This is a genomic window from Pseudomonas sp. CYM-20-01 (genome assembly GCF_023169845.1).
Classification (GTDB): domain Bacteria; phylum Pseudomonadota; class Gammaproteobacteria; order Pseudomonadales; family Pseudomonadaceae; genus Aquipseudomonas; species Aquipseudomonas azotoformans.
Genome location: NZ_AP025169.1, coordinates 1,140,504 through 1,162,798 on the forward strand (window position 1 = coordinate 1,140,504; position 22,295 = coordinate 1,162,798).

Sequence of the window (22,295 nt, forward strand, 5' to 3'; positions counted from 1 at the left end):
TTTGTGATGAAGTTAGCCATTGTTACTGCCTGCCCGAACGGCATGGTCACCAGTGTGCTGTGCGCCCGCTTATTGGACGCCGCCGCGCAGCGCCAGGGCTGGAGCACCAGTGTCGAAGTGGTGGATGTGCAGCGCCCGGAGCGCCAATTGTCCCAGGCGATCATCGACGACGCCGAATGGGTGTTGCTGGTCAGCAGCGCTCCGGTGGATATGCAGCGGTTTGTCGGCAAGCGCGTGTTCCAGAGCACGCCGGCCCAGGCGTTGGCGGATGTCGACGCCGTATTGCGCCGTGGCGCCGAAGAGGCGCAGGTGTATGTCGCGGCTGAGGCGCCGGCCAGGAACGCGCCGCGCATCGTCGCGATCACCGCCTGCCCGACTGGCGTCGCCCACACCTTCATGGCCGCCGAAGCGTTGCAGCAGACGGCCAAGCGCCTGGGTTATGACTTGCAGGTCGAAACCCAGGGCTCGGTCGGTGCCCGTACGCCATTGAGCGCCGAAGCAATCGCCAATGCCGACGTGGTGTTGCTGGCCGCCGATATCGAAGTCGCCACCGAGCGCTTCGCCGGCAAGAAGATCTACCGTTGCGGCACCGGCATTGCCCTCAAGCAGTCCGAAGCCACCCTCAACAAGGCCCTTGCCGAAGGTGCGGTGGAAAGCGCGGCCAGCGGCGCGGTGGCCAAGCCGGAAAAAACCGGCGTGTACAAACACCTGCTTACCGGTGTGTCGTTCATGTTGCCGATGGTGGTGGCGGGTGGGTTGTTGATCGCCTTGTCGTTCGTGTTCGGCATTCACGCCTTTGAACAGGAGGGCACCCTGGCCGCCGCGCTGAAAACCGTCGGCGACCGCGCCTTCATGTTGATGGTGCCGCTGCTGGCGGGCTACATCGCCTACTCGATTGCCGACCGTCCGGGCATCGCGCCGGGCATGATTGGCGGCCTGCTGGCCGGCACCCTGGGTGCAGGTTTTATCGGCGGCATCTTCGCCGGTTTCCTCGCCGGCTACTGCGTCAAGTTGATCACCCGTGCGGTGAAGTTGCCGCAGAGCCTGGAGGCGCTCAAGCCGATCCTGATCATCCCGTTGCTGGCGAGCTTGTTCACCGGCCTGGCGATGATCTACCTGGTGGGGCCGCCGGTCGCGCGCATGCTGGTGGGGCTGACTGATTTTCTCAGCACCATGGGCACGACCAATGCGGTACTGCTGGGCATCCTGCTGGGCGGCATGATGTGTGTCGACCTCGGTGGACCGATCAACAAGGCGGCCTACGCGTTTTCGGTGGGTTTGCTGGCCGCTCACAGCGGCGCCCCGATGGCCGCGACCATGGCGGCCGGCATGGTGCCGCCGATCGGCATGGGCATAGCGACCTTCCTGGCGCGCCGCAAGTTTGCCCAGACCGAGCGCGAAGCGGGCAAGGCGGCGATGATCCTCGGCTTGTGCTTCATCTCTGAAGGCGCGATCCCGTTTGCCGCGAAAGACCCGTTGCGCGTGATCCCGTCCAGTATCGCCGGCGGTGCATTGACCGGTGCCCTGTCGATGTACTTCGGCTGTGTGCTGGCGGCACCCCATGGTGGCCTGTTTGTGCTGGTGATCCCGAATGCGATGAACCATGCGCTGCTGTACCTGCTGGCAATTGTCGCCGGCAGCCTGTTGACCGGCCTGGTCTACGCGTTGCTCAAGCGCCCCGAAGCGCAAGAGCTGACTGTGACGGTCTGACGCGGTGCAGAAAATGTGGGAGGAGGCTTGCCCCCGATATCGGTGTGTCAGCCATAAATGTGCTGGCTGACACTCTGCCATCGGGGGCAAGCCCCCTCCCACCGTTAATCGCTGTATAGGTGTCATCTCTGCTTCATCGGGGCGTGCTTTAGTGGCCCTTTTGATACTCAAGAGGGCACTTGCATGAGCCACTTCGATCTCGGCCGCCGCCGCGTGATGCAAGCCGTCGGCGCCGGCCTGTTGTTGCCGGGCCTGGCTCCGGCGGTGATCGCTTCGGTCAAGGACCGGCCGCAGCTCACCGATGGCGTGCAGTCCGGCGACCTGCTCGGCGACCGCGCCATGATCTGGAGCCGCAGCGACCGCCCGGCCAGGATGGTGGTGGAGTGGGACACCCGCAGTGTGTTCAGCAACCCTCGTCGGTTTATATCTCCGCTGGCCGACCAGCGCAGCGACTTCACCGCCCGCGTCGAGCTCACCGGGCTGCCCGTCGACCAGGCGATCTTCTACCGCGTGCACTTCGAGGATGCCCAGACCGGCATCGCCAGCGAGCCGTGGTTCGGCCATCTGCGTAGCGTGCCGCAACAGCGCCGCGACATTCGTTTTGTGTGGAGCGGCGACACCGTCGGCCAAGGCTTCGGCATCAACCCGGACATCGGCGGCATGCGCATTTACGAAGCCATGCGCCTGCGCTTGCCGGACTTTTTTATCCACAGCGGCGACACCATCTACGCCGACGGCCCCGTGCCCGCGCAGCTCACCGTCGAAGACGGGCGCATCTGGCGCAATATCACCACTGAGGCCAAGAGCAAAGTCGCCGAAACCCTCGACGAATATCGTGGTAATTACCGCTACAACCTGATGGATGAAAACGTGCGCCGCTTCAACGCCGAGGTGCCGCAGATCTGGCAGTGGGACGATCATGAAGTGGTGAACAACTGGTCGCCGAGCAAGCAGTTGGATGAGCGCTATCGGGTCAAGGACATCAATACCCTGGTCGGCCGTGCGCGCCAGGCCTGGCTGGAATACTCACCGATGCGCCGGCAGGCGGCGGACGGCGGCGGGCGGATCTATCGCAAGCTCAGCTATGGTCCGCTGCTGGATGTATTCGTGCTGGACATGCGCAGTTATCGCGGGCCCAACGATGACAACCTCGGCGGCGCAAAACCCTTCCTCGGGCGTGAGCAATTGGACTGGCTCAAGCGTGAACTCAAGGGCTCCCAGGCGCAGTGGAAAGTCATCGCTGCCGACATGCCCATCGGCCTCGGCGTACCCGACGGTGAAGTCAGCCCTAGCGTACCGCGTTGGGAAGCCATCGCCAACAACGAGCCTGGTGCGCCGCAAGGCCGCGAATTGGAAATCGCCGAGCTGCTGGGCTTTTTAAGGGCACAAAACGTGCGCAACCACGTGTGGCTGACCGCTGATGTGCACTACTGCGCAGCGCACCACTACCACCCGGATCGGGCGGCGTTCCAGGATTTCGAACCGTTCTGGGAGTTTGTCGCCGGGCCGTTGAACGCGGGGAGTTTCGGGCCTAATCCGCTGGACAAGACCTTTGGCCCCGAAGTGGTGTTCGAGAAGGCACCGCCGGCGCAGAACACCTCGCCGCTGGCGGGGTTTCAGTTTTTTGGGGAGGTGAACATTGATGGGCAGACGGCGGAGTTGACTGTGGTGCTACGGGACCTGGATGGCGTCTCGGTGTTCGAACAAAAACTCCAGCCCACCTGAATTGGAACGCTTTGAAAACTGTGGGAGGGGGCTTGCCCCCGATGAGGGCGTATCAGTCTCTGACTGAGCTATTGATACACCGCTATCGGGGGCAAGCCCCCTCCCACAGGTTGAGTGTTGTTCGTTCAGGGGGTCAGTACACATCTCGGCGATAGCGGCCCTGCTCGATCAACCGCTCCACGGCCTCACTGCCGAGGATGTCCACCAGCGTCTGATCCACCCCCGTGGCCATCCCCTGCAAACTCCCGCACACATAAATCGCCGCACCATCGGCCAGCCATTTGCGCAGCACATCCGCTGACTCGCGCAGGCGGTCCTGTACGTAGATCTTCTCCTCCTGATCGCGGGAAAACGCCAGGTCGAGCAACGCCAGATCGCCGCTGGCCAACCAGCCTTGCAGTTCGTCCTGGCAGAGGAAGTCATGCTTGATATTGCGCTCGCCAAACAGCAACCAGTTGCGCTGCTGGCCGTCGGCGATACGTGCCTTGAGCAAACTGCGCAGGCCCGCCAGGCCGGTGCCGTTGCCCAGCAGGATCAGTGGTACCGGCGCCTGCGGCAGGTGGAACGCGCTGTTGCGGCGCAGGCGCAGGCTGATGTTCGAGCCGAGGGCGGCGTATTCGGTCAGCCAGCCTGAGCCCAGGCCCAGGCTGCCATCGGGGTGGCGTTCCTGGCGCACGATCAGTTCCAGCACGCCATCGCTGGCAATCGAGGCGATGGAGTATTCGCGCATGCCCAGCGGCACCAACGCGTCCACCAGTGCCTGGGCGTGCAGGCCGACCAGGTGTGCGCGATGGGTCGGCAGTTGGCGAGTGGCCAGAGCCTGGTCGAGCGTATGCGCCATGCCGTCGATCAACACGCCGTCGCTGCCGGCCAGGCCCAAGCCTTCGAGGAAGTGTTCGATGGCCCAGGGGCAATTGCGCGGCAGCACTTCCACCAGGTCGCCGGCTTGCCAGCTTTGTGGCGACGGCGAGGTGAGGCCCAGCAGATAGACGTCCGAGCCGCTGCTGTCGCGGTTGAGCAATGAGCGCTGGCTGAGCGTCCAGTTTTCATACTGGGCGGTCGGCCACGCGGATGCGGGGGCATGGCCGGTCAGTTGGCCGAGTTGCTGCTGCCAGTGAAGCAGGGCGGTGGTGTCGCCGCTGTCGACTTCCACGGGCGCAAACAGTGGGTTGCCGCCCTGGTTTGTCAGCCAGAAATGCAGGCGGCGGGCAAAGCCGCAGAAATGTTCGTACTGGCGATCACCCAGGGCCAGCACCGAGTAGTTCAGGCCCTTGAGGGACAGGTCCTGGCCGAGCACGCTGCGCTCGAAACCACGGGCACTGTCGGGGGCTTCGCCGTCGCCGAAGGTGCTGACTACAAACAGCGCGTTTTCCGACTGGCGCAGGTCGTCCTGGCTGACGCTGCCCAGGGGCTGCACCTTCACCGGCAGGCCGGCCGCCTGTAATTGCCCCGCCGTTTGCCAGGCAAGCTGTTCGGCAAAGCCGCTCTGGCTGGCAAAGCCGATCAGCCACGCAGGGGCATCGCTGTGGTTGGCGGTGAGGCCGTTGCGCGCGTCACGCACCTGGCGTTTTTTGCGCCGGCGGTCCAGGTACAGCAGCCAGCCGGTGATGAAGAACAATGGCATCAGCACCGAGCTGAGTGTGAGGACAATCCGCCCGATCAAACCGAAGTAGCTGCCGGTGTGCAGCGCATAGACGCTGGTCAGCAGTCTGGAACCGAGGCTTTTGCTGGCGTACTGATCGTGGGACTTGATCTCGCCAGTGGCCGGGTCGAGGTTGATCTGGTTCAGTGCCCGGTCATGGGGCGAGTTTTTCAGCAGGTAATAGACGGTAGCCGGCTGCCCGGCGACCGCTGGCATGCGGATGTTATAGGCGCTCAAACCTGGGCCGGCGTTGCTGTAGATGCTGCTCCAGATCGCATCGTAGTTGGCCACCGGCGCCGCACCCTCGGGCGCCGGGCCGCGCTTGCGCACCCGTTCGTTTTGCGGGGCGTCGGACAACAGTCTGGTCAGGCCCTGGCTGTACCAGTCGTAGGACCAATACAAGCCGGTCAACGCCGACAGCAGGTAAGCCAGCAGGCACCAGGTGCCGAACACCGAGTGCAGGTCCCAGTTGAAGGCACGGCCCTTTTTGCGCCAGTCCAGCGTCAGCCAGGCCCGCCAGCTCGCCACCTGGCGCGGCCAGCGCAGGTAAAGGCCGGAGAGGCAGAAGAACACCAGGATCAGCGTGCACGCGCCGGTGATGTTGCGCCCGGTGTCGCCCATCACCAGGAAGCGGTGGAACTGCAACAGGAAGCCGAAGACGTCCTGGCCGACCACGTCGCCCATGTAGGCGCCGGTGTAGGGATCGAAATAGCGCAACTGGCCACGGCGCTCGCCGGGTGGCGGCGTGAAGAACACGCGGGCGGCGTTGCCGCTCTCACTTTCCACGAACAGCATGGCCACGGTCTGGCCTTCGGTGGCCTCCAGCTTGCGCACCAGCTCGGCGGGCGGCAGTACGCCGGCTTCGCGTTTTTCCACGGTCAGTACGCTGGGGTTGAGCGCCCGCAGTATTTCATCCTGAAACGAGACCGCAGCCCCGCTGATCCCCATCAAGGCCAGCACCAGCCCGGCTGTAATGCCGAAGAACCAGTGCAACTGGAACAGGGTTTTCTTCAACACGTCTGACCGCCTCGTCTATCCGGATATGTAGGGCACGGCGCGCATTATGCCGTGGCTTGTCGAGAAACATTCTGTTTTACACGCAAAAGCCCCACGCATCCGATGCGTGGGGCTCTTTGCTGCGTGGTGCTGCTGTTTAGAAGTGGAAGCTGGTGGTCAACAAGGCCGTACGACCGGCCGCCTGGTTGGCGAAGTGGGTGGAGAAGGCTTTGTCGTAATACAGCTTGTCCGTCAGGTTCTGCACGTTCAATTGCAGGTCGACGTTCTTGGTCAGCTTGTAACTGGCCATGGCGTCGTAGCGGGTGTAAGACGGTACGTAAACGGTGTTGCCCGCATCGCCATAAACCTGGTCGACGTAGAACGCGCCGCCGCCGATGGTGAGCTTGGAGGTGACGTCGTAGGTGGTCCACAGGCTGAAGGTGTTCTTCGGCGTGTTGGGCATTTGGTTGCCTTTGTTGGAGCCCGCGCTGACCACACCGTTACGCCCGTTCAGGCCGGATTTGACCAGTTCGCTGTCGAGGTAGCTGTAGCCGGCGAACACCTGCCATTGGTCGGTGAGCTTGCCGCTGGCGGACAGTTCCAGGCCGTCGACCTGGGATTCGCCAGCGTTCTGGTAGGTGAGCGCGTCCACGAGGATGCGGGTGTTTTTCTTCTCGGTGCGGAACACCGCGGCGGTCAGGGACAGGCGGTCGTGGAACAGGTCCCACTTGGTGCCCAGTTCGTAGTTGACGGTTTCTTCCGGCTGCAAGTCGCTGCTGGCGGCGCCGGCAGACAGAGGGTTGCCGTCTGAACCTTCACCGACCAGCCCCCCGGCAGGCGTCGCCGATGTCGCGTAGGAAGCATAGATGCTGGCGTTTTCCACCGGCTTCCAGACCAGGCCGGCTTGCCAGTTGAAGAACTGGCTGTCTTCCTTGATTTTGCTGCGGCCGGTCGCGGAGTCGGTGTTGGCCACGGTGTCGAAGGTGTCGTAGCGCAGGCCGACGTTCAGCAACCACTTCGGGTCTAGCTCGATGGTGTCGAACACATAAGCGCCACGGCTGGTGGCCTTGGTGGCGGTGCCGTAGTAGTTGCGGGCGATGCTGCCGGTCCAGGCATCATCCGGGTTCGGATTGCTCAGGGAGGTGCACTGGCCGCCCAGGCTACCCTTGGCCACGGTGCAGACTGGGTTGGCGTTGGGGCTGATGGTGTAGCTGCTGACGCGGGTTTCTTCACCGGTGAACTCCAGGCCGGTAGAGTAGCTGTGTTTGAAGCCCAGCGCCTGGAAGCTGCCGAACAGGTCGGTCTGGTTGGTGGTGGTGGTCGTGGTCGACACCCGGCTGTTGGCGCGACGCCACACGGTGCCATAGCGGTTGACGTTGAATTTGCTGTCGTCCGGCTGGGTGAGAATGTAGTCCTGGCCGGTGCTGCCATGGCGCAGGGTATTTTTCAGCGTCATGGTGTCGTTCAGGTCGTGCTCGATGGAGAACGTACTGATATCGGCGCGGGTCTTGCGGAAGTCGCGATCCTTGAGGCCGTAGAAGTTGTTGCTGTCGCCGCCGTCGGTGGGTTTGTCATGCACATGGGCGGTGGCGGTCGACGAACCATAGCCGTAGGGAATCCCCGAATCCGGCAGGTCGTTGCTTTCCAGGTGGTAGTAGCTGAGGTTGACGCGGGTCGGGGTGCCCAGGCCGAAGGTCAGCGACGGCGCTATACCCCAACGGTCGTAATTGACCGCGTCGCGTCCGGCGACGTTCTGTTCATGGCTCATCAGGTTCAGGCGGAATGCGGCACTGTCGTCGAGGAACTGGCGGTTCACGTCGAGCACGTAGCGGCGGGTCTGGTCGGAGCCGTAGGTAAATCCGCCGTTGGTGAAGTCCCGCGCTTGTGGGGTCTTGCTCACCAGGTTGAGGCTGCCACCGGCCGAACCACGACCGCCGAACGAAGAGTTCGGGCCTTTGCTGACTTCGATCGACTCGATGTCGAAGATCTCACGGCTCTGGCCACCGGTGTCGCGCACGCCGTCCAGGTAGGTGTCGCCCTGGGCGTCAAAACCACGGATGAACGGACGGTCGCCCTGGGGGTTGCCGCCTTCGCCCGCACCAAAGGTGATGCCCGGCACGGTGCGCAAGGCATCCTGCAACGAGGTGGCGGCGGTGTCCTTCAGGACTTGTTGCGGCACCACGGTGACCGAGCGCGGGGTATCCACCAACGGTGCGGTGTATTTCTGCGACGAGGCTTTTTCGACCTGGTAGGAGGTGTTGTCCTGCGCTTCCCCGGTGATGCTGGTGGCGCCCAGGGAAATGCTGTTGCGCTGGCCTTTTTGTTCAGTCTCTTCGGCGGCCTGTGCCAGATGGGCGACAGAGCTGGCGCTGAGGGCAACGCCGATGGCTGAAGCCAGCATGCGTGGTGAACCGGCAGGTATTTTTGTAGTGGTGCGCGACATGACGTGTCCTTTCCCCAAGGATGTGAGGCCGCGGAATATAGGGCGAACAAGACTTTCTATCAATTGCGATACATTGCTAATTGCACTGAATTTACATTCTTTACACTTTTGGCTTACGGTTTTTACGAACTCGTTCGTCCCAGCGTTTTACAGAGTGGATAAGAATCAATACCATTGGCGCCTCCCCGTTTTCAGGTACTGCCCCATGCTGCTGCACATCCCCGGCCTGTTCTCTCGTGAGGAGGTGCAGCGCATTCGCCAGGCCCTGGAAAACGCCGATTGGGCCGACGGTAAAATCACCGCCGGGCACCAGTCCGCCAAGGCCAAGCACAACCTGCAATTGCCCGAGGGCCACCCGCTGGCCAAGGAAATTGGCGCGGCGATGCTTGAACGGCTGTGGCAGAACCCGTTGTTTATGTCAGCGGCGTTACCGCATAAGGTGTTTCCACCGCTGCTCAATTGCTACACGGCGGGCGGCAGTTTCGACTTTCATATCGACAACGCCGTGCGCCAATGCAAGGGCAGCCACGAGCGTGTGCGCACCGACCTGTCATCGACGCTGTTCTTCAGCGACCCGGACGAATACGACGGCGGCGAACTGGAGATCCAGGACACCTTCGGCCTGCAGCGCGTAAAGTTACCGGCTGGCGACATGGTGCTGTACCCCGGCTCCAGCCTGCACAAAGTCAACGCCGTGACCCGTGGTGCGCGCTACGCCTCATTCTTCTGGACCCAGAGCCTGGTGCGCGAAGACAGCCAGCGCACCCTGCTGTTTGAAATGGACGGTGCGATCCAGCAACTGACCCGCGATGTGCCTGACCATCCTGCGCTGATCCAACTCACCGGCACGTATCACAACCTGCTGCGCCGCTGGGTCGAGGTCTGACATGGGCTTTTTATTACGCCGGGAAGAAGTGCTCAACGCCGAGCAACTGCAAGCGATGCTCGACGATTCCCCCGTGCGCGCAGCCCAGGCGATCCTGATGGCGGCGAAGGAGGGGGTCGTCGATGCCCAGGCGTTGCTCGGGCAGATCTTGCTGGAAGGGCGCGGCATTGCACGCGATGAGGCATTGGCCTTGCGCTGGTTCCAGATCGCTGCACACAGCGGACATTTGATGGCCCGCAACATGGCTGGGCGGTGCCGCGAGCATGGCTGGGGATGTGATGTCGACGAGGCGGCGGCTGCACGGGAATACCGGGTGGCTGCCGAGGCAGGGTTGGATTGGGGGCAGTACAACTACGCCAATCTGCTGGCTACGGGGCGCGGTGTCGCCGAGGACCAACCACAAGCATTGGCCTGTTATCGCCGGGCGGCCGAGCAGGGGCATGCCAAGTCGATGAACCTGCTGGGGCGTTACCTGGAAGATGGCCGGTTCTGCCCACAGGACCTGCACGCTGCTGTGGACTGGTATCGACGCTCAGCCGAGGCCGGAGATTTTCGCGGGCAGTTCAGCTATGCGGCGGTGCTGGCCGACAGAGGTCAGATCGACGCGGCGCTGGAATGGTTGCGCAAGGCGTTGGCGGGCGGGAACCTGAAGTTCTTGCGGGTGGCGCACAAGGCCTTGGTAGCGGCGAATGATCCGCGGATCCGGGCGATGGCCGGTGCCTATCAACAACGCGCGGTAAGCCTTTCTTGAGGTGTAAAAAAACCCATGACATGTCATGGGTTTTTTATGTGCGGCCGTTTTACACGTAGAACGATTTCAGTGGCGGAAAGCCATTGAACTCAACCGCGCTGTAGCTGGTGGTGTACGCACCGGTCGACAGCCAGTACAAGCGGTCACCAATCGCCAGGTTCAGCGGCAGGCCGTACTTGTAGTTTTCGTACATGATGTCGGCGCTGTCGCAGGTGGGACCGGCGATGACCACTTCTTCCATCTCGCCTTTCTTCTCGGTCCAGATCGGGAACTTGATGGCTTCGTCCATGGTTTCGATCAGGCCGGAGAACTTGCCCACGTCCGTGTACACCCAACGCTCGACGGCGGTACGGGATTTACGTGCAACCAATACCACTTCACTGACCAGGATACCGGCGTTGGCGATCAACGAACGGCCCGGCTCCAGGATGATTTCCGGCAGGTCGTCGCCGAAGTCTTCCTTGAGGAAGCGGATGATTTCTTCGGCGTAGGTTTCCAGGCTGTTGGTGCGGGTGATGTAGTTGGCCGGGAAGCCGCCGCCCATGTTGATCAGCTTCAGGTGAATACCGTCTTCTTCTTTCAGGCGTTCGAAGATCACTTTGACCTTGGCGATCGCCGCGTCCCACACGCTGATGTCGCGCTGCTGCGAGCCCACGTGGAACGAGATGCCGTATGGCACCAGGCCCAGGTCACGGGCGAGGATCAGCAGGTCCATGGCCATGTCGGTCTGGCAGCCGAATTTGCGCGACAGCGGCCAGTCAGCCGTGGTCGAGCCTTCGGTGAGGATACGTACATACACTTTAGAACCCGGAGCGGCCTTGGCGATGTTGCGCAGGTCGGCTTCGGAGTCGGTGGAGAACAGGCGTACGCCTTTCTCGTAGAAGTAGCGGATGTCCTTGGACTTCTTGATGGTGTTGCCGTAGCTGATACGGTCAGGGCTGACGCCACGGCCCAGTACCTTGTCCAGCTCGTAGATCGAGGCGATGTCGAAGCTCGAACCTTTGTCTTTGAGCAGGTCGATGATCTCGACGGCCGGGTTGGCCTTGACGGCGTAATAGACCTTGGCGAATTCGAAACCGGCGCGCAGGTCATCGTAGGCCTGGCTGATCATCGCGGTGTCGATCACCACGAACGGGGTTTCTTGCTTGTCGGCGAACGCCTTCATTTTGTCAAAAGTGGCGCGCGCGAAATAATCTTCGACGTTGATCGACATGCTGGGAACTCCTAAGGGCAAACTGTAGTAATCAATGGGTGCAACTGAACGTCCTCCGTATCCCCACTTTGGTTCGCCTACTTCCCAAGGCATGTCGCCGAAAGCAAAAAGGCCATGGGATCAACCGCTTCCCTTGGCCTTGCTGTCTCGTCGTCAGTACTTGAGCCGGATGGATCGTTTCCAGCATGGACGTTCGGCGCGAACTTTAGGACGTGAGGGGCCATAGATCAACTAAAAATGTCGCGTTTTTGCACGCGCTCGTCGCACAGCCGCGTGCAGCTACTTATGTAACCGACCGGTGTGACGGAATGATGTTCCCCGGATAGGGCAAATTGGCGGGATTTCCCTGACACACCAGAGGGCAAATGTGGGAGGGGGCTTGCCCCCGATGTCGGAGTGTCAGCCAAACATAGGCTGACTGACACTCTGCTATCGGGGGCAAGCCCCCTCCCACATTTTTAACCGAGCAGTGTCAGATCAAGCCAACGCGGTTTCAGCCGGCGAGACGATACTGGTCTTGCCGCCACGGGACTTACCGGAGCTCAAGTACTCGGCAATCGACTCCTGGGTCACTTCACCCAGGAATACCCGCTCCGCATCCATCACCGGCAGCCACGAGCGGTTGAACTCGTACATGCGCGACAGCAGGATGCGCAAGTGCTCGTCATATGCGGCCGTGGCGTTGAACTCGCGCAGGTACTGGCCGCAGGTACCGGTCTGACGGTGCAGGTCGCGACGGCGTACATAACCCAGCGCCTTGTTCTCGGCACAGGTGACGACCACATAGCGGCGGTCGGTTTCGTCCATTAGCTCCAGGGCATCGGCCACCGGCGTTTCCGGGCTCACCGACGGCGCGTTGTCCGCCGCGTCTTCGGCCTTCACCAGCAGCAGACGCTTGAGGGTGCTGTCCTGGCCCACGAAGTTGCTGACGAACTCGTCGGCCGGGTGTGCCAGCAGCGTGTCCGGGTGGTCGATCTGCAGCAGCTTGCCGGCGCGGAAGATGGCGATCTTGTCACCCAGCTTGATGGCCTCGTCGATGTCGTGGCTGACTATGATCACGGTCTTGTTCAGCGCGCGCTGCATCTCGAAGAATTCGTTCTGGATCATCTCGCGGTTGATCGGGTCGACCGCGCCGAACGGCTCGTCCATCAGCAGCAGCGGCGCATCGGCCGCCAGTGCGCGGATCACGCCGATACGCTGTTGCTGGCCACCCGACAGCTCACGCGGATAGCGATGCAGGTACTGCTTGGGCTCCAGCTTGATCATGCTCATCAACTCGCGGGCGCGGTCGTGGCATTTCTGCTTGTCCCAGCCGAGCAGCTTGGGCACCACCACGATGTTTTCCTCGATGGTCATGTTGGGGAACAGTCCGATCTGCTGGATCACATAGCCGATGTTGCGACGCAGTGTCACTTCGTCGAGGTCGGTGGTGTCTTCGCCGTTGATCAGGATCTTGCCCGAGGTAGGCTTGATCAGGCGGTTGATCATTTTCAGCGTGGTGCTTTTGCCGCAACCCGATGGACCGAGGAATACGCAAATCTCACCTTCGTTGACGGTCAGGCTTACATCGTTCACGGCCGTTACAGTCTTGCCGTTGCTTTGGAAGGTCTTGGACAGGTTTTGAAGTTCGATCATTTGAGCAATCCTTTTGGAGTCAGCGAGCGTTGCAGCCATTGCAGAAGCAGGTCGGCGAAGATGGCCAGGAGACTGACCAGCACGGCGCCAACGATCAGCATCGACATGTCGCTGCGGCTGATGGAAGCCAGAATAAGTACACCCAGGCCACCGGCGCCGATGGTGGCGGCGATGGTCATCACACCAATGTTCATCACCACCGCGGTGCGCACACCGGCGAGGATCACCGGCACGGCGATGGGCAACTCGACCATGCGCAGGCGCTGGCCGAAGGTCATGCCGATGCCTTTGGCGGCTTCGCGAATGCCCGGCTCCACGCCAGTGAGGGCGAGGTAGGTGTTACGCATGATCGGCAACAGGGAGTAGAGGAACACGGCGGTGATCGCCGGCATCGGCCCCAGGCCCTGGCCGAATTTGGAGTAGAACGGCAGCAACAGGCCGAACAGCGCGATGGACGGCACGGTCAGCAACACCGTGGCGCTGGCCTGCAATGGGCCGGCGAGGGTCGGGAAACGCGTCATCAGAATGCCCAGGGGCACGCCGATCAGGATCGCGAGGATCACGGCGATACCGACCAGGGTGATGTGCTGCCCGGTCAGGTGCAGGACTTGGGCCCAATCAAGATGGGAAAAGGCGTTCAGGAATTCCATGTCTTCTCCTCTTATTGATTGATGGGATGCTGGCGCAGGAAATCGGCGGCAACAGCGGAAGGGCTTTCATGGTCGACGTCGACCCGCGCATTCAGCTGGCGCATGGTTTCGTCGTCGAACAGGTCAGCCAACGGTTTGAGTTCAGCTGCGAGGGTTGGGTGCTGGTCGAGGTATTCCTGGCGGATCACCGGCGCGGCGGTGTAGTCCGGGAAGTAGTGCTTGTCGTCTTCCAGCAGCTTGAGCTTGAAGGCGTTCAGGCGGCCGTCGGTGGTGTAGACCAGGCCGGCAAATACCTGGCCATTACGCAGCGCGGTATAGACCAGGCCGGCGTCCATCTGTCGGGTGTTTTTACGCGTGAGGTTCATGTCGTACAGCTTGACCATGCCGGCCAGGCCGTCGGAGCGGTTGGCGAACTCTGTATCCAGGGCGACCAGGCGGTTGCTCTTGGCGTCTTGCGCCACGGCCTTGGTCAGGTCGCTGATCGTGCTGATCTCGGGATGCTCAGCGGCAACTTTCTCTGGCAGCGCCAGGGCGTAGGTGTTGCTGAAGCGCGACGGGGAGAGCCAGACCAGGCCCTTTTTCGCGTCGAGTTCTTTCACCCGTGCGTAGGACTGTTCGCTGTCGAGCTTCTCGTCGACATGGTTGTAGGCCACCAGCGACACGCCGGTGTACTCCCAGATCAGGTCCAGTTGCCCGCTTTCCTGGGCGCTGCGCGCCAGGTTGCTACCCAATCCGCCGGTCACGCGGGTGTCATAGCCCTTGGTGCGCAGGTACTGGGAAGTGATTTCGGCGAGCAGGGTCTGTTCGGTGAACACCCGGGCGCCGATGCGGATTACCGGTTTTTCGGCGGCTTGCGCAATGCCTGCAAAGAGCAGGACGCAGCTCACTATCAATGTCAGTTTTTTCATGTCGGTTCCTTAAGACGCACGCAACCCGCGTTCCAGCCAGAGGCGGCTGGCCAGGGTCACCAGACCGTCAAGCAGCAAAGCCAGCAGCGCGGTGCACGCGGCGCCGAGCAGCAATTGCGGCTGATTGTTCAGGGCGATGCCGGGGAAGATCAGGCTGCCCAGGCTGTTGGCACCGATCAGGAACGCCAGCGGCGCGGTGCCGACATTGATCGCCAGGGCCACACGCACACCGCCAATGATGATTGGCACGGCGTTGGGCAATTCCACGCGAAACAGCACTTGGCGCGGCGTCATGCCGATGCCGGTGGCGGCTTCTTTCAGGGAGCCCTGGACGTTTTTCAGGCCTTCGTAGGTGTTGCGCACGATAGGCAGGAGGGAGGCGAGGAACAGCGCGAAGATGGCCGGGCCGCTGCCGATGCCAAGAACGCCGAGGGCGATGGCCAGTACGGCCAGGGGCGGGACGGTGTTGCCGATGTTGAAGATCTGCATGAAGCGTTCTGCGCGCCCGACCATGTGCGGTCGGCTGAGCAGGATACCGGCGGGGATGCCCACAACGAGGGCGGCCAGCATGGAGACAAGAACGAGGATCAGGTGTGCTTGTAGGTAAAACAACAAATCGTCGCGGTACAGTTCGATCGTGTTGATGCCGATCCAGTGGACCAGCAGGGCCAGGAGCGCGACGACAACCGCACCTCCTATCAGCCCTTTGCCATAGCGAATAGCCACAGGCGGACTCCTTTTTTCTTTTGTCGGCGAACACATTTCCGAGCTAGGTGGCGCGTGTAGCCAGTTTTGCGCGCCCATCTTCGGCGCCAGAAGCTCATATCCTGCGTTGCTGTTCCTCGCCATAGCTGGCTATGACTCGTCACAGCGCCTTGGCTATGAACTTCTGGCACTCGAAGCTGGACACGCAAAACTGGCCACACGCGCCACATGCCATTCCTGGCTGCCTCTGAATGTGGTCGCGAAATGCAGCTCGTCGATACCGGCAACGCGGTAAAAATCCGAGCCATGAGCGCAGCCTCGTCAGGCTAACTTGCTGATTTATCAGCCCCTGTTCCGAGTGCGATAGCAGGGGAGTGGACGTCTCGACCTTTTAAAAGGTTCCATACTTGGCAGCATTTAGCCACCCCTAATCGGGTGAACGGTGGTCCGGCACCTGGGGTTTGCGCTATACTCGCCGCCCTTTTTTGACTCACCTGCCAGGCGATTTCCCATGACCCACCAGGCCGCCGAAGTCGCGAAACGCCGCACTTTCGCCATTATTTCCCACCCCGATGCCGGTAAAACCACCATCACAGAGAAGCTCTTGCTGATGGGCAAGGCAATCGCAGTGGCCGGCACGGTGAAATCCCGCAAATCCGACCGCCATGCCACCTCCGACTGGATGGAAATGGAAAAACAACGGGGTATCTCGATTACCACGTCGGTCATGCAGTTCCCGTATCGCGACCACATGGTCAACCTGCTCGACACCCCGGGCCACGAAGACTTCTCTGAAGACACCTACCGCACCCTGACCGCGGTGGACTCGGCGTTGATGGTCCTCGACGGCGGTAAAGGTGTCGAGCCACGTACCATCGCGCTGATGGACGTGTGCCGTCTGCGTGACACGCCCATCGTCAGCTTCATCAACAAACTCGATCGCGATATCCGCGACCCCATCGAGCTGCTGGATGAAATCGAAGCCGTCCTGAAGATCAAGGCTGCGCCGATCACCTGGCCGATCGGTTGCTACCGCGACTTCAAGGGCGTGTACCACCTGGCTGACGACTACATCATTGTCTACACCGCCGGCCACGGTCACGAGCGCACCGAAACCAAGATCATCGAGAAGCTCGACTCCGACGAAGCCCGCGCCCACCTGGGTGATGAGTACGACCGTTTTGTCGACCAGCTGGAACTGGTGCAGGGCGCCTGCCACGAGTTCAACCAGCAGGAATTCCTCGACGGCCAACTGACTCCGGTGTTCTTCGGGACCGCCCTGGGCAACTTCGGTGTCGACCACGTACTCGACGCGGTCGTCGACTGGGCGCCGCGCCCACTGGCACGGGTGGCCAACGAGCGCACCGTGGAACCGGTGGAAGAGAAGTTCTCGGGCTTCGTGTTCAAGATCCAGGCGAACATGGACCCCAAGCACCGCGACCGTATCGCCTTCATGCGCATCTGCTCCGGCAAATACGAAAAAGGCATGAAGATGCGCCACGTGCGCACCGGCAAGGACGTGCGCATCGGCGACGCCCTGACGTTCTTCTCCTCCGAGCGTGAACAGCTGGAAGAGGCGTTTGCCGGCGACATCATCGGCCTGCACAACCATGGCACCATCCAGATCGGCGACACCTTCACCGAAGGCGAAACCCTGGGCTTCACCGGCATCCCGCACTTCGCCCCGGAACTGTTCCGCCGTGTACGCCTGCGCGACCCGCTCAAATCCAAGCAACTGCGCCAGGGCCTGCAACAACTCGCGGAAGAGGGCGCCACCCAGGTGTTCTTCCCCGAGCGCAGCAACGACATCATCCTCGGCGCCGTCGGTGTGCTGCAGTTCGATGTGGTCGCCAGCCGCCTGAAAGAGGAATACAAGGTGGAGTGCTCGTATGAGCCAATCACCGTGTACTCCGCGCGGTGGATCGAGTGCAGCGATAAGAAGAAGTTGGAAGAGTTCTCCAACAAGGCCGTGGAAAACCTCGCGGTGGACGGCGGTGGGCACTTGACCTACCTGGCGCCGACCCGGGTGAACCTGGCGCTGATGGAAGAACGCTGGCCGGATGTGAAATTCCGCGCGACCCGTGAGCACCATTAAGGTCCAAGCGGTAAAGAACAGGGCGAAGCTGTGATGGCTTCGCCCTTTTTATTGGCCAAACACAAATAAAAATGTGGGAGGGGGCTTGCCCCCGATAGCAGTGGATCAATCAATAAATCCGCTGGCTGGTACGCCGCCATCGGGGGCAAGTCGAATCGTCGCACCGCCCCTCCCACATTTTGATCTTCATCGATCAGGGCTATTGGCGAGAAACCCACATCCCGTCTAGCGTTTGAAGTATTTCACTCACCCATCGACGGAATAGGAGGCCACCGTGCGTATAACTCAACGCGTCATTCAACTGGTGCTGCTGGGGGCTTTGGGCTTGTTCGCCTCATTGGCCCTGGCCGGCGCCGGCACGCCCCAATGGAAGGACACGGGCCCTGTCACCAAGAAAAAGCAGCAGGAGGTCAACTCTGGCAGCTGGCAGCCCCAGGCCCAGCCGGCGCCCAAGGAGGATGCGGAAAATCCCTATAACGAGGGGGAGGACAGTGCTACCTTCGACGACGGTGAGACCTGAGACCTGGCGTAAACCCGGCATCGGGGCTAGCGTGAATACTGGCGGCCGTAGACGGCTGTCGCGCGGGATTGATCTACTGACTGGACGGAATCAACCATGAGTATTTTTCAACGAGTCGTGCTGTTGATAAAAGTGCTGGTGCTGTTGTCGTTGGGGATGTCGTCGGCCTGGGCGAATAACCCGGTGCAGAGCGGTGTTGTGGCTTCGGGGCACAGCCAGGATCTGCAACTGGCGAAGTCCGAGGCGGAGCCTGGCGACAAGGGCCAGGGTGGCAGTGAGGACGACGATGACTCCACCACCGACGAGCCGGACAGTGATGATCCGGACGCCGAAGGCGACAGCCAGACATAGGCATCGCCCAAAAGAAAGCCCCTCCCACCAGGCTGATGCGCAACCTGACGGGAAGGGCGGTAGAACGCTTTGCGATGCCCTGGGCACCTTCACCCAGGGCATTTTTGTTGCGGTGTCACGCCACAAATTGCTCCGCGTAATGGCAAGCCACCTGGCGGTTATCCAGCGGCCGCAACTGCGGCTCCTCGGTGCTGCACCGCGCCGTCGCGTACGGGCAACGCTTGTGGAACGCGCAGCCCGGCGGTGGGTTCAGTGGGTTGGGCAGCTCGCCGACGATCTTGATCTTCGGCTTGTTCGGGTCCGGGTGGATGGTAGGGGTGGCCGACAGCAGCGCCTGGGTGTACGGATGCAGCGGGCGTGCGTAGATGTCTTCCTTGGGGCCCACTTCCACCGGGCGGCCGAGGTACATCACCATCACGTCATCGGCGACATGCTGCACCACCGCCAGGTTGTGGGAGATGAACACGTAGGCCGTGTTGAATTCCTGCTGCAGGTCCATGAACAGGTTGAGCACCTGGGCCTGGATCGACACGTCGAGTGCCGAGGTCGGTTCATCCGCCACCAGCACTTTCGGTTGCAGCATCATCGCGCGGGCCAGGGCGATGCGCTGGCGCTGACCACCAGAGAACATGTGCGGGTAGCGCTGATAATGCTCGGGGCGCAGGCCCACTTGCTTCATCATCGCCTGCACTTTTTCGCGGCGTTCGGCGGCGGACAGGTTGGTGTTGATCAATAGCGGCTCGCCGAGTTGATCACCGACCTTCTGGCGTGGGTTCAACGACGCGTACGGGCTCTGGAACACCATCTGCACGTCTTTGCGCAATTGCTTGCGTTGGGCCTTGTCGGCACCGGCGACTTCCTGGCCGGCGATTTTCAGGGAGCCCGAAGACGGCTCTTCAATCAGCGTGAGCGCACGGGCCAGGGTGGATTTGCCGCAACCCGACTCGCCCACAACCGCGAGGGTCTTGCCGGCTTCCAATTCAAAGGACACGCCATTGAGTGCGCGCACCAGCGCGTGGCCCTTGAACAGGCCGCGGGACACTTCGTAGTGACGGGTCAGGTCGCGGGCGGTAAGAACGACGGCCATTACGCCACCTCCTGGTTCAAGGGGTAGAAGCAGCGCGCAAGGCTGTTGGTTTTCGGATCAAGGCCGGGACGCTGGGCGCGGCAGCTGTCCTGCACATACGGGCAGCGCGGTGACAGCAGGCAACCCTGCGGGCGGTCATAACGACCTGGAACGATACCCGGCAGCGTGGCCAGGCGAGTGGCGCCGAGGCTGTGCTCGGGGATCGCCTTGAGCAGCGCTTCGCTGTACGGGTGCGCCGGAATGTCGAACAACTGCGGCACCTGGCCGACTTCCACGGCTTGGCCGGCGTACATCACGCACACGCGCTGGGCGGTTTCCGCCACGACAGCAAGGTCGTGAGTGATCAGCACCAGGCCCATGTTCTGCTCTTTCTGCAGGGCCAGCAGCAGTTCCATGATCTGCGCCTGGATGGTCACGTCCAACGCCGTGGTCGGTTCGTCCGCGATCAGCAGTTTCGGCTCGCCGGCAATCGCCATGGCGATGGCCACACGCTGGCTCATACCGCCGGACAGTTGGTGCGGGTAGGCATCCATACGGCTGGCAGCGCCCGGGATTTCAACCTTTTCCAACAGTTCGATGGCACGCTTGCGCGCTTGCTTGCCGGACATTTTCAGGTGCAGGCGCAGCACTTCTTCGATCTGGAAGCCCACGGTGTAGCTGGGGTTCAGCGCGGTCATCGGGTCCTGGAACACCATCGCCAGGTCTTTGCCGACGATCTGGCGGCGCTGGCGGTTGCTCAACTTGAGCATGTCCTTGCCGTCGAAGTTCAGGGCGTCGGCGGTGACGATGCCGGGGTGCTCGATGAGGCCCATCAGCGCCATCATGGTCACGGATTTACCCGAGCCCGACTCGCCAACGATGGCCAGGACTTCGCCTTTGTCGACGGAAATGTCGAGGCCATCGACCACCGGTACGGCGGTCTTGTCGCCGAAGCGCACGTTGAGATTCTTGATTTCTAACAGTGACATGGGAATCTCCTCAGGCGGCGTTCTTGAGTTTCGGGTCCAGCGCATCGCGCAGGCCGTCGCCCATCAAGTTGATTGCCAGCACGCTGAGCAAAATGGTCAAACCAGGCAGGCTCACCACCCACCAGGCGCGTTCGATGTAGTCACGGGCCGAAGCCAGCATGGTGCCCCACTCCGGGGTTGGCGGTTGTACGCCAAGGCCGAGGAAGCCGAGGGCCGCGGCATCGAGGATCGCCGAAGAGAAACTCAGGGTGGCCTGGACGATCAGCGGTGCCATGCAGTTGGGCAGCACAGTAATGAACATCAGGCGCGGCAGGCCGGCGCCGGCGAGGCGGGCGGCAGTCACGTAGTCGCGGTTCAGTTCGCCCATCACCGCAGCACGGGTCAGACGCACGTAGGACGGCAGCGACACGATCGCGATGGCGATCACGGTGTTGATCAGGCCAGGGCCGAGGATCGCGACAATGGCGACAGCCAGCAGCAGCGACGGCAGGGCCAGCATGATGTCCATCAGACGCATGATGGTCGGGCCGAGCAAGCGCGGGAAGAACCCGGCGAACAGACCCAGCAGGATGCCCGGGATCAGCGACATCACCACCGACGACAAACCGATCAGCAACGACAGGCGCGAGCCCTGGATCAGGCGTGAGAGCAGGTCACGGCCCAGCTCGTCGGTGCCGAGCAGGAACTGCATCTGCCCACCTTCCAGCCAGGCCGGTGGGGTCAGCAGGAAATCGCGGTATTGCTCGCTGGGGTTATGCGGTGCCACCCACGGAGCGAAGATCGCGCAGAACACGATCAGCAACATGAACAGCAGGCCGGCAACTGCGCCTTTGTTCTTGGAGAAGGCTTGCCAGAATTCTTTGTACGGGGACGGGTACAGCAGGCTTTGATCGACTGCTGACACTGGAGTAGGTGTGGTCATGGTCATGATCTCAGCGCTGGTGACGGATGCGTGGGTTGGCGAAGCCGTAGAGGATATCCACCACGAAGTTCACCAGGATCACCAGGCAGGCGATCAGCAGGATGCCGTTCTGCACCACCGGGTAGTCCCGCGCGCCAATGGCTTCGATCAGCCATTTGCCGATGCCGGGCCACGAGAAGATGGTTTCGGTCAGGACCGCACCGGCCAGCAGGGTGCCGACTTGCAGGCCGACCACGGTCAGTACCGGAATCAGCGCGTTACGCAGGCCGTGCACGAACACCACGCGCGCCGGCGACAGGCCTTTGGCCTTGGCGGTACGGATGTAGTCTTCGCGCAGCACTTCCAGCATCGACGAACGGGTCATCCGCGCAATCACGGCCAGCGGAATGGTACCGAGCACGATGGCCGGCAGGATCAGGTGGTGCAGGGCGTCGAAGAACGCGTCCGGCTCGTCAGCCAGCAGCGTGTCGATGAGCATGAAGCCGGTGCGCGGCTCGATGTCGTAGAGCAGGTCGATCCGCCCGGAAACCGGGGTCCAGCCCAGGCTGACCGAGAAGAACATGATCAGGATCAGGCCCCACCAGAAGATCGGCATCGAGTATCCCGCCAGGGAGATGCCCATCACCCCATGGTCGAACAGGGATCCTCGCTTCAATGCCGCGATCACCCCGGCCAACAGGCCCAGGATACCGGCGAACAACAGGGCGGCCATGGACAGTTCCAGGGTCGCGGGGAAGAGGGCGGTGAACTCGGTCCACACGCTGGTGCGGGTCCGCAGCGATTCGCCAAGGTCACCCTGGGCGAGCTTGCCGACGTAATCCAGGTATTGCGCATACAGCGGCTTGTTAAGGCCAAGGCGTTCCATTGCCTGTGCGTGCATCTCGGGGTCGACGCGCCGCTCGCCCATCATGACTTCGACGGGGTCGCCAGGGATCATGCGTATCAACGCAAACGTGAGCAACGTGATGCCGAAGAACGTGGGGATCAATAACCCCAGTCGGCGGGCAATAAAACTAAACATCTTGTCGTGTACCTCAATCAGCCGGTTAGGCAGGTCCGGCGCCGTCAATGTCGACGGCGCCGAGCGT

18 protein-coding genes are annotated in these 22,295 nt (G+C 61.9%); 7 read left to right on the forward strand and 11 right to left on the reverse strand.

Features of this window, described 5'->3' with window-relative positions:
- Window positions 1-6 precede the first annotated feature (6 nt).
- Together M2497_RS05015 and M2497_RS05020 are read left to right on the forward strand one after the other, a co-directional pair.
- Entirely contained in the window at window positions 7-1,710 is a 1,704-nt protein-coding gene (locus tag M2497_RS05015; protein ID WP_248486112.1) for a PTS fructose-like transporter subunit IIB, read from the forward strand.
- Window positions 1,711-1,893: 183 nt separating this feature from the next.
- Window positions 1,894-3,435 carry an alkaline phosphatase D family protein gene (locus M2497_RS05020; RefSeq protein WP_248486114.1) on the forward strand — a complete coding sequence of 514 codons (1,542 nt, stop codon included), beginning with the start codon at window positions 1,894-1,896 and terminating at the stop codon, window positions 3,433-3,435.
- Window positions 3,436-3,568: 133 nt separating this feature from the next.
- Here the strand turns inward: M2497_RS05020 and M2497_RS05025 are convergent, their stop codons facing one another.
- Entirely contained in the window at window positions 3,569-6,094 is a 2,526-nt protein-coding gene (locus M2497_RS05025) for a sulfite reductase flavoprotein subunit alpha (RefSeq protein ID WP_248486116.1), read from the reverse strand.
- Window positions 6,095-6,230: 136 nt separating this feature from the next.
- On the reverse strand, window positions 6,231-8,516 hold the full coding sequence (locus M2497_RS05030; RefSeq protein WP_248486118.1) for a TonB-dependent siderophore receptor: 2,286 nt from the start codon (window positions 8,514-8,516) through the stop codon (window positions 6,231-6,233).
- 205 nt (window positions 8,517-8,721) lie between these two features.
- Between M2497_RS05030 and M2497_RS05035 the strand changes: the two genes are divergently transcribed.
- Both M2497_RS05035 and M2497_RS05040 read left to right on the forward strand, forming a co-directional pair.
- Window positions 8,722-9,402 carry a Fe2+-dependent dioxygenase gene (locus tag M2497_RS05035; protein ID WP_248486120.1) on the forward strand — a complete coding sequence of 227 codons (681 nt, stop codon included), beginning with the start codon at window positions 8,722-8,724 and terminating at the stop codon, window positions 9,400-9,402.
- Between the two features lies 1 nt (window position 9,403).
- Window positions 9,404-10,153 (forward strand): tetratricopeptide repeat protein, encoded by a 750-nt coding sequence (locus M2497_RS05040; RefSeq protein ID WP_248486122.1) that lies wholly within the window; start codon window positions 9,404-9,406, stop codon window positions 10,151-10,153.
- A gap of 49 nt (window positions 10,154-10,202) precedes the next feature.
- Here the strand turns inward: M2497_RS05040 and M2497_RS05045 are convergent, their stop codons facing one another.
- From M2497_RS05045 to M2497_RS05065, 5 genes are all read right to left on the reverse strand, one after another.
- On the reverse strand, window positions 10,203-11,366 hold the full coding sequence (locus M2497_RS05045) for a type III PLP-dependent enzyme (RefSeq protein WP_025856258.1): 1,164 nt from the start codon (window positions 11,364-11,366) through the stop codon (window positions 10,203-10,205).
- A gap of 477 nt (window positions 11,367-11,843) precedes the next feature.
- Window positions 11,844-13,001 (reverse strand): ABC transporter ATP-binding protein, encoded by a 1,158-nt coding sequence (locus M2497_RS05050; protein ID WP_248486124.1) that lies wholly within the window; start codon window positions 12,999-13,001, stop codon window positions 11,844-11,846.
- Entirely contained in the window at window positions 12,998-13,651 is a 654-nt protein-coding gene (locus M2497_RS05055; RefSeq protein ID WP_058423040.1) for an ABC transporter permease, read from the reverse strand. The genes M2497_RS05050 and M2497_RS05055 overlap by 4 nt, the downstream gene beginning before the upstream one ends.
- Window positions 13,652-13,662: 11 nt before the next feature.
- On the reverse strand, window positions 13,663-14,559 hold the full coding sequence (locus M2497_RS05060) for a glycine betaine ABC transporter substrate-binding protein (protein WP_248486126.1): 897 nt from the start codon (window positions 14,557-14,559) through the stop codon (window positions 13,663-13,665).
- A gap of 9 nt (window positions 14,560-14,568) precedes the next feature.
- Complete coding sequence (locus M2497_RS05065; RefSeq protein ID WP_033903365.1) at window positions 14,569-15,285, reverse strand: ABC transporter permease; 717 nt, start codon at window positions 15,283-15,285, stop codon at window positions 14,569-14,571.
- Window positions 15,286-15,775: 490 nt separating this feature from the next.
- Between M2497_RS05065 and M2497_RS05070 the strand changes: the two genes are divergently transcribed.
- The 3 genes from M2497_RS05070 to M2497_RS05080 all read left to right on the forward strand — a co-directional run bounded on the left by M2497_RS05070 (window position 15,776) and on the right by M2497_RS05080 (window position 18,230).
- Complete coding sequence (locus M2497_RS05070) at window positions 15,776-17,359, forward strand: peptide chain release factor 3 (RefSeq protein WP_071494175.1); 1,584 nt, start codon at window positions 15,776-15,778, stop codon at window positions 17,357-17,359.
- Between the two features lie 274 nt (window positions 17,360-17,633).
- Window positions 17,634-17,879, forward strand: a complete 246-nt coding sequence (locus M2497_RS05075) for a hypothetical protein (RefSeq protein ID WP_071491105.1) — start codon at window positions 17,634-17,636, stop codon at window positions 17,877-17,879.
- 96 nt (window positions 17,880-17,975) lie between these two features.
- Window positions 17,976-18,230: a hypothetical protein gene (locus M2497_RS05080; RefSeq protein WP_248486128.1), complete on the forward strand. Its 255-nt coding sequence runs from the start codon at window positions 17,976-17,978 to the stop codon at window positions 18,228-18,230.
- Between the two features lie 115 nt (window positions 18,231-18,345).
- Here M2497_RS05080 and M2497_RS05085 read toward each other — a convergent pair whose 3' ends face one another.
- Genes M2497_RS05085 through M2497_RS05100 form a run of 4 tightly spaced genes read right to left on the reverse strand, consistent with a single transcriptional unit; the run spans window position 18,346 to window position 22,228 of the window.
- The gene (locus M2497_RS05085; RefSeq protein ID WP_248486130.1) at window positions 18,346-19,317 is read right to left on the reverse strand and encodes a peptide ABC transporter ATP-binding protein; all 972 of its coding nucleotides are present in this window, start codon (window positions 19,315-19,317) and stop codon (window positions 18,346-18,348) included.
- Window positions 19,317-20,285, reverse strand: coding sequence for an ABC transporter ATP-binding protein (locus M2497_RS05090; protein WP_028618822.1), 969 nt, complete (start codon window positions 20,283-20,285; stop codon window positions 19,317-19,319). The genes M2497_RS05085 and M2497_RS05090 overlap by 1 nt, the downstream gene beginning before the upstream one ends.
- Before the next feature lie 10 nt (window positions 20,286-20,295).
- Window positions 20,296-21,207 (reverse strand): ABC transporter permease subunit, encoded by a 912-nt coding sequence (locus tag M2497_RS05095; protein ID WP_010213191.1) that lies wholly within the window; start codon window positions 21,205-21,207, stop codon window positions 20,296-20,298.
- 10 nt (window positions 21,208-21,217) lie between these two features.
- Window positions 21,218-22,228: an ABC transporter permease subunit gene (locus tag M2497_RS05100; protein ID WP_017739471.1), complete on the reverse strand. Its 1,011-nt coding sequence runs from the start codon at window positions 22,226-22,228 to the stop codon at window positions 21,218-21,220.
- Window positions 22,229-22,295: the final 67 nt, after the last annotated feature.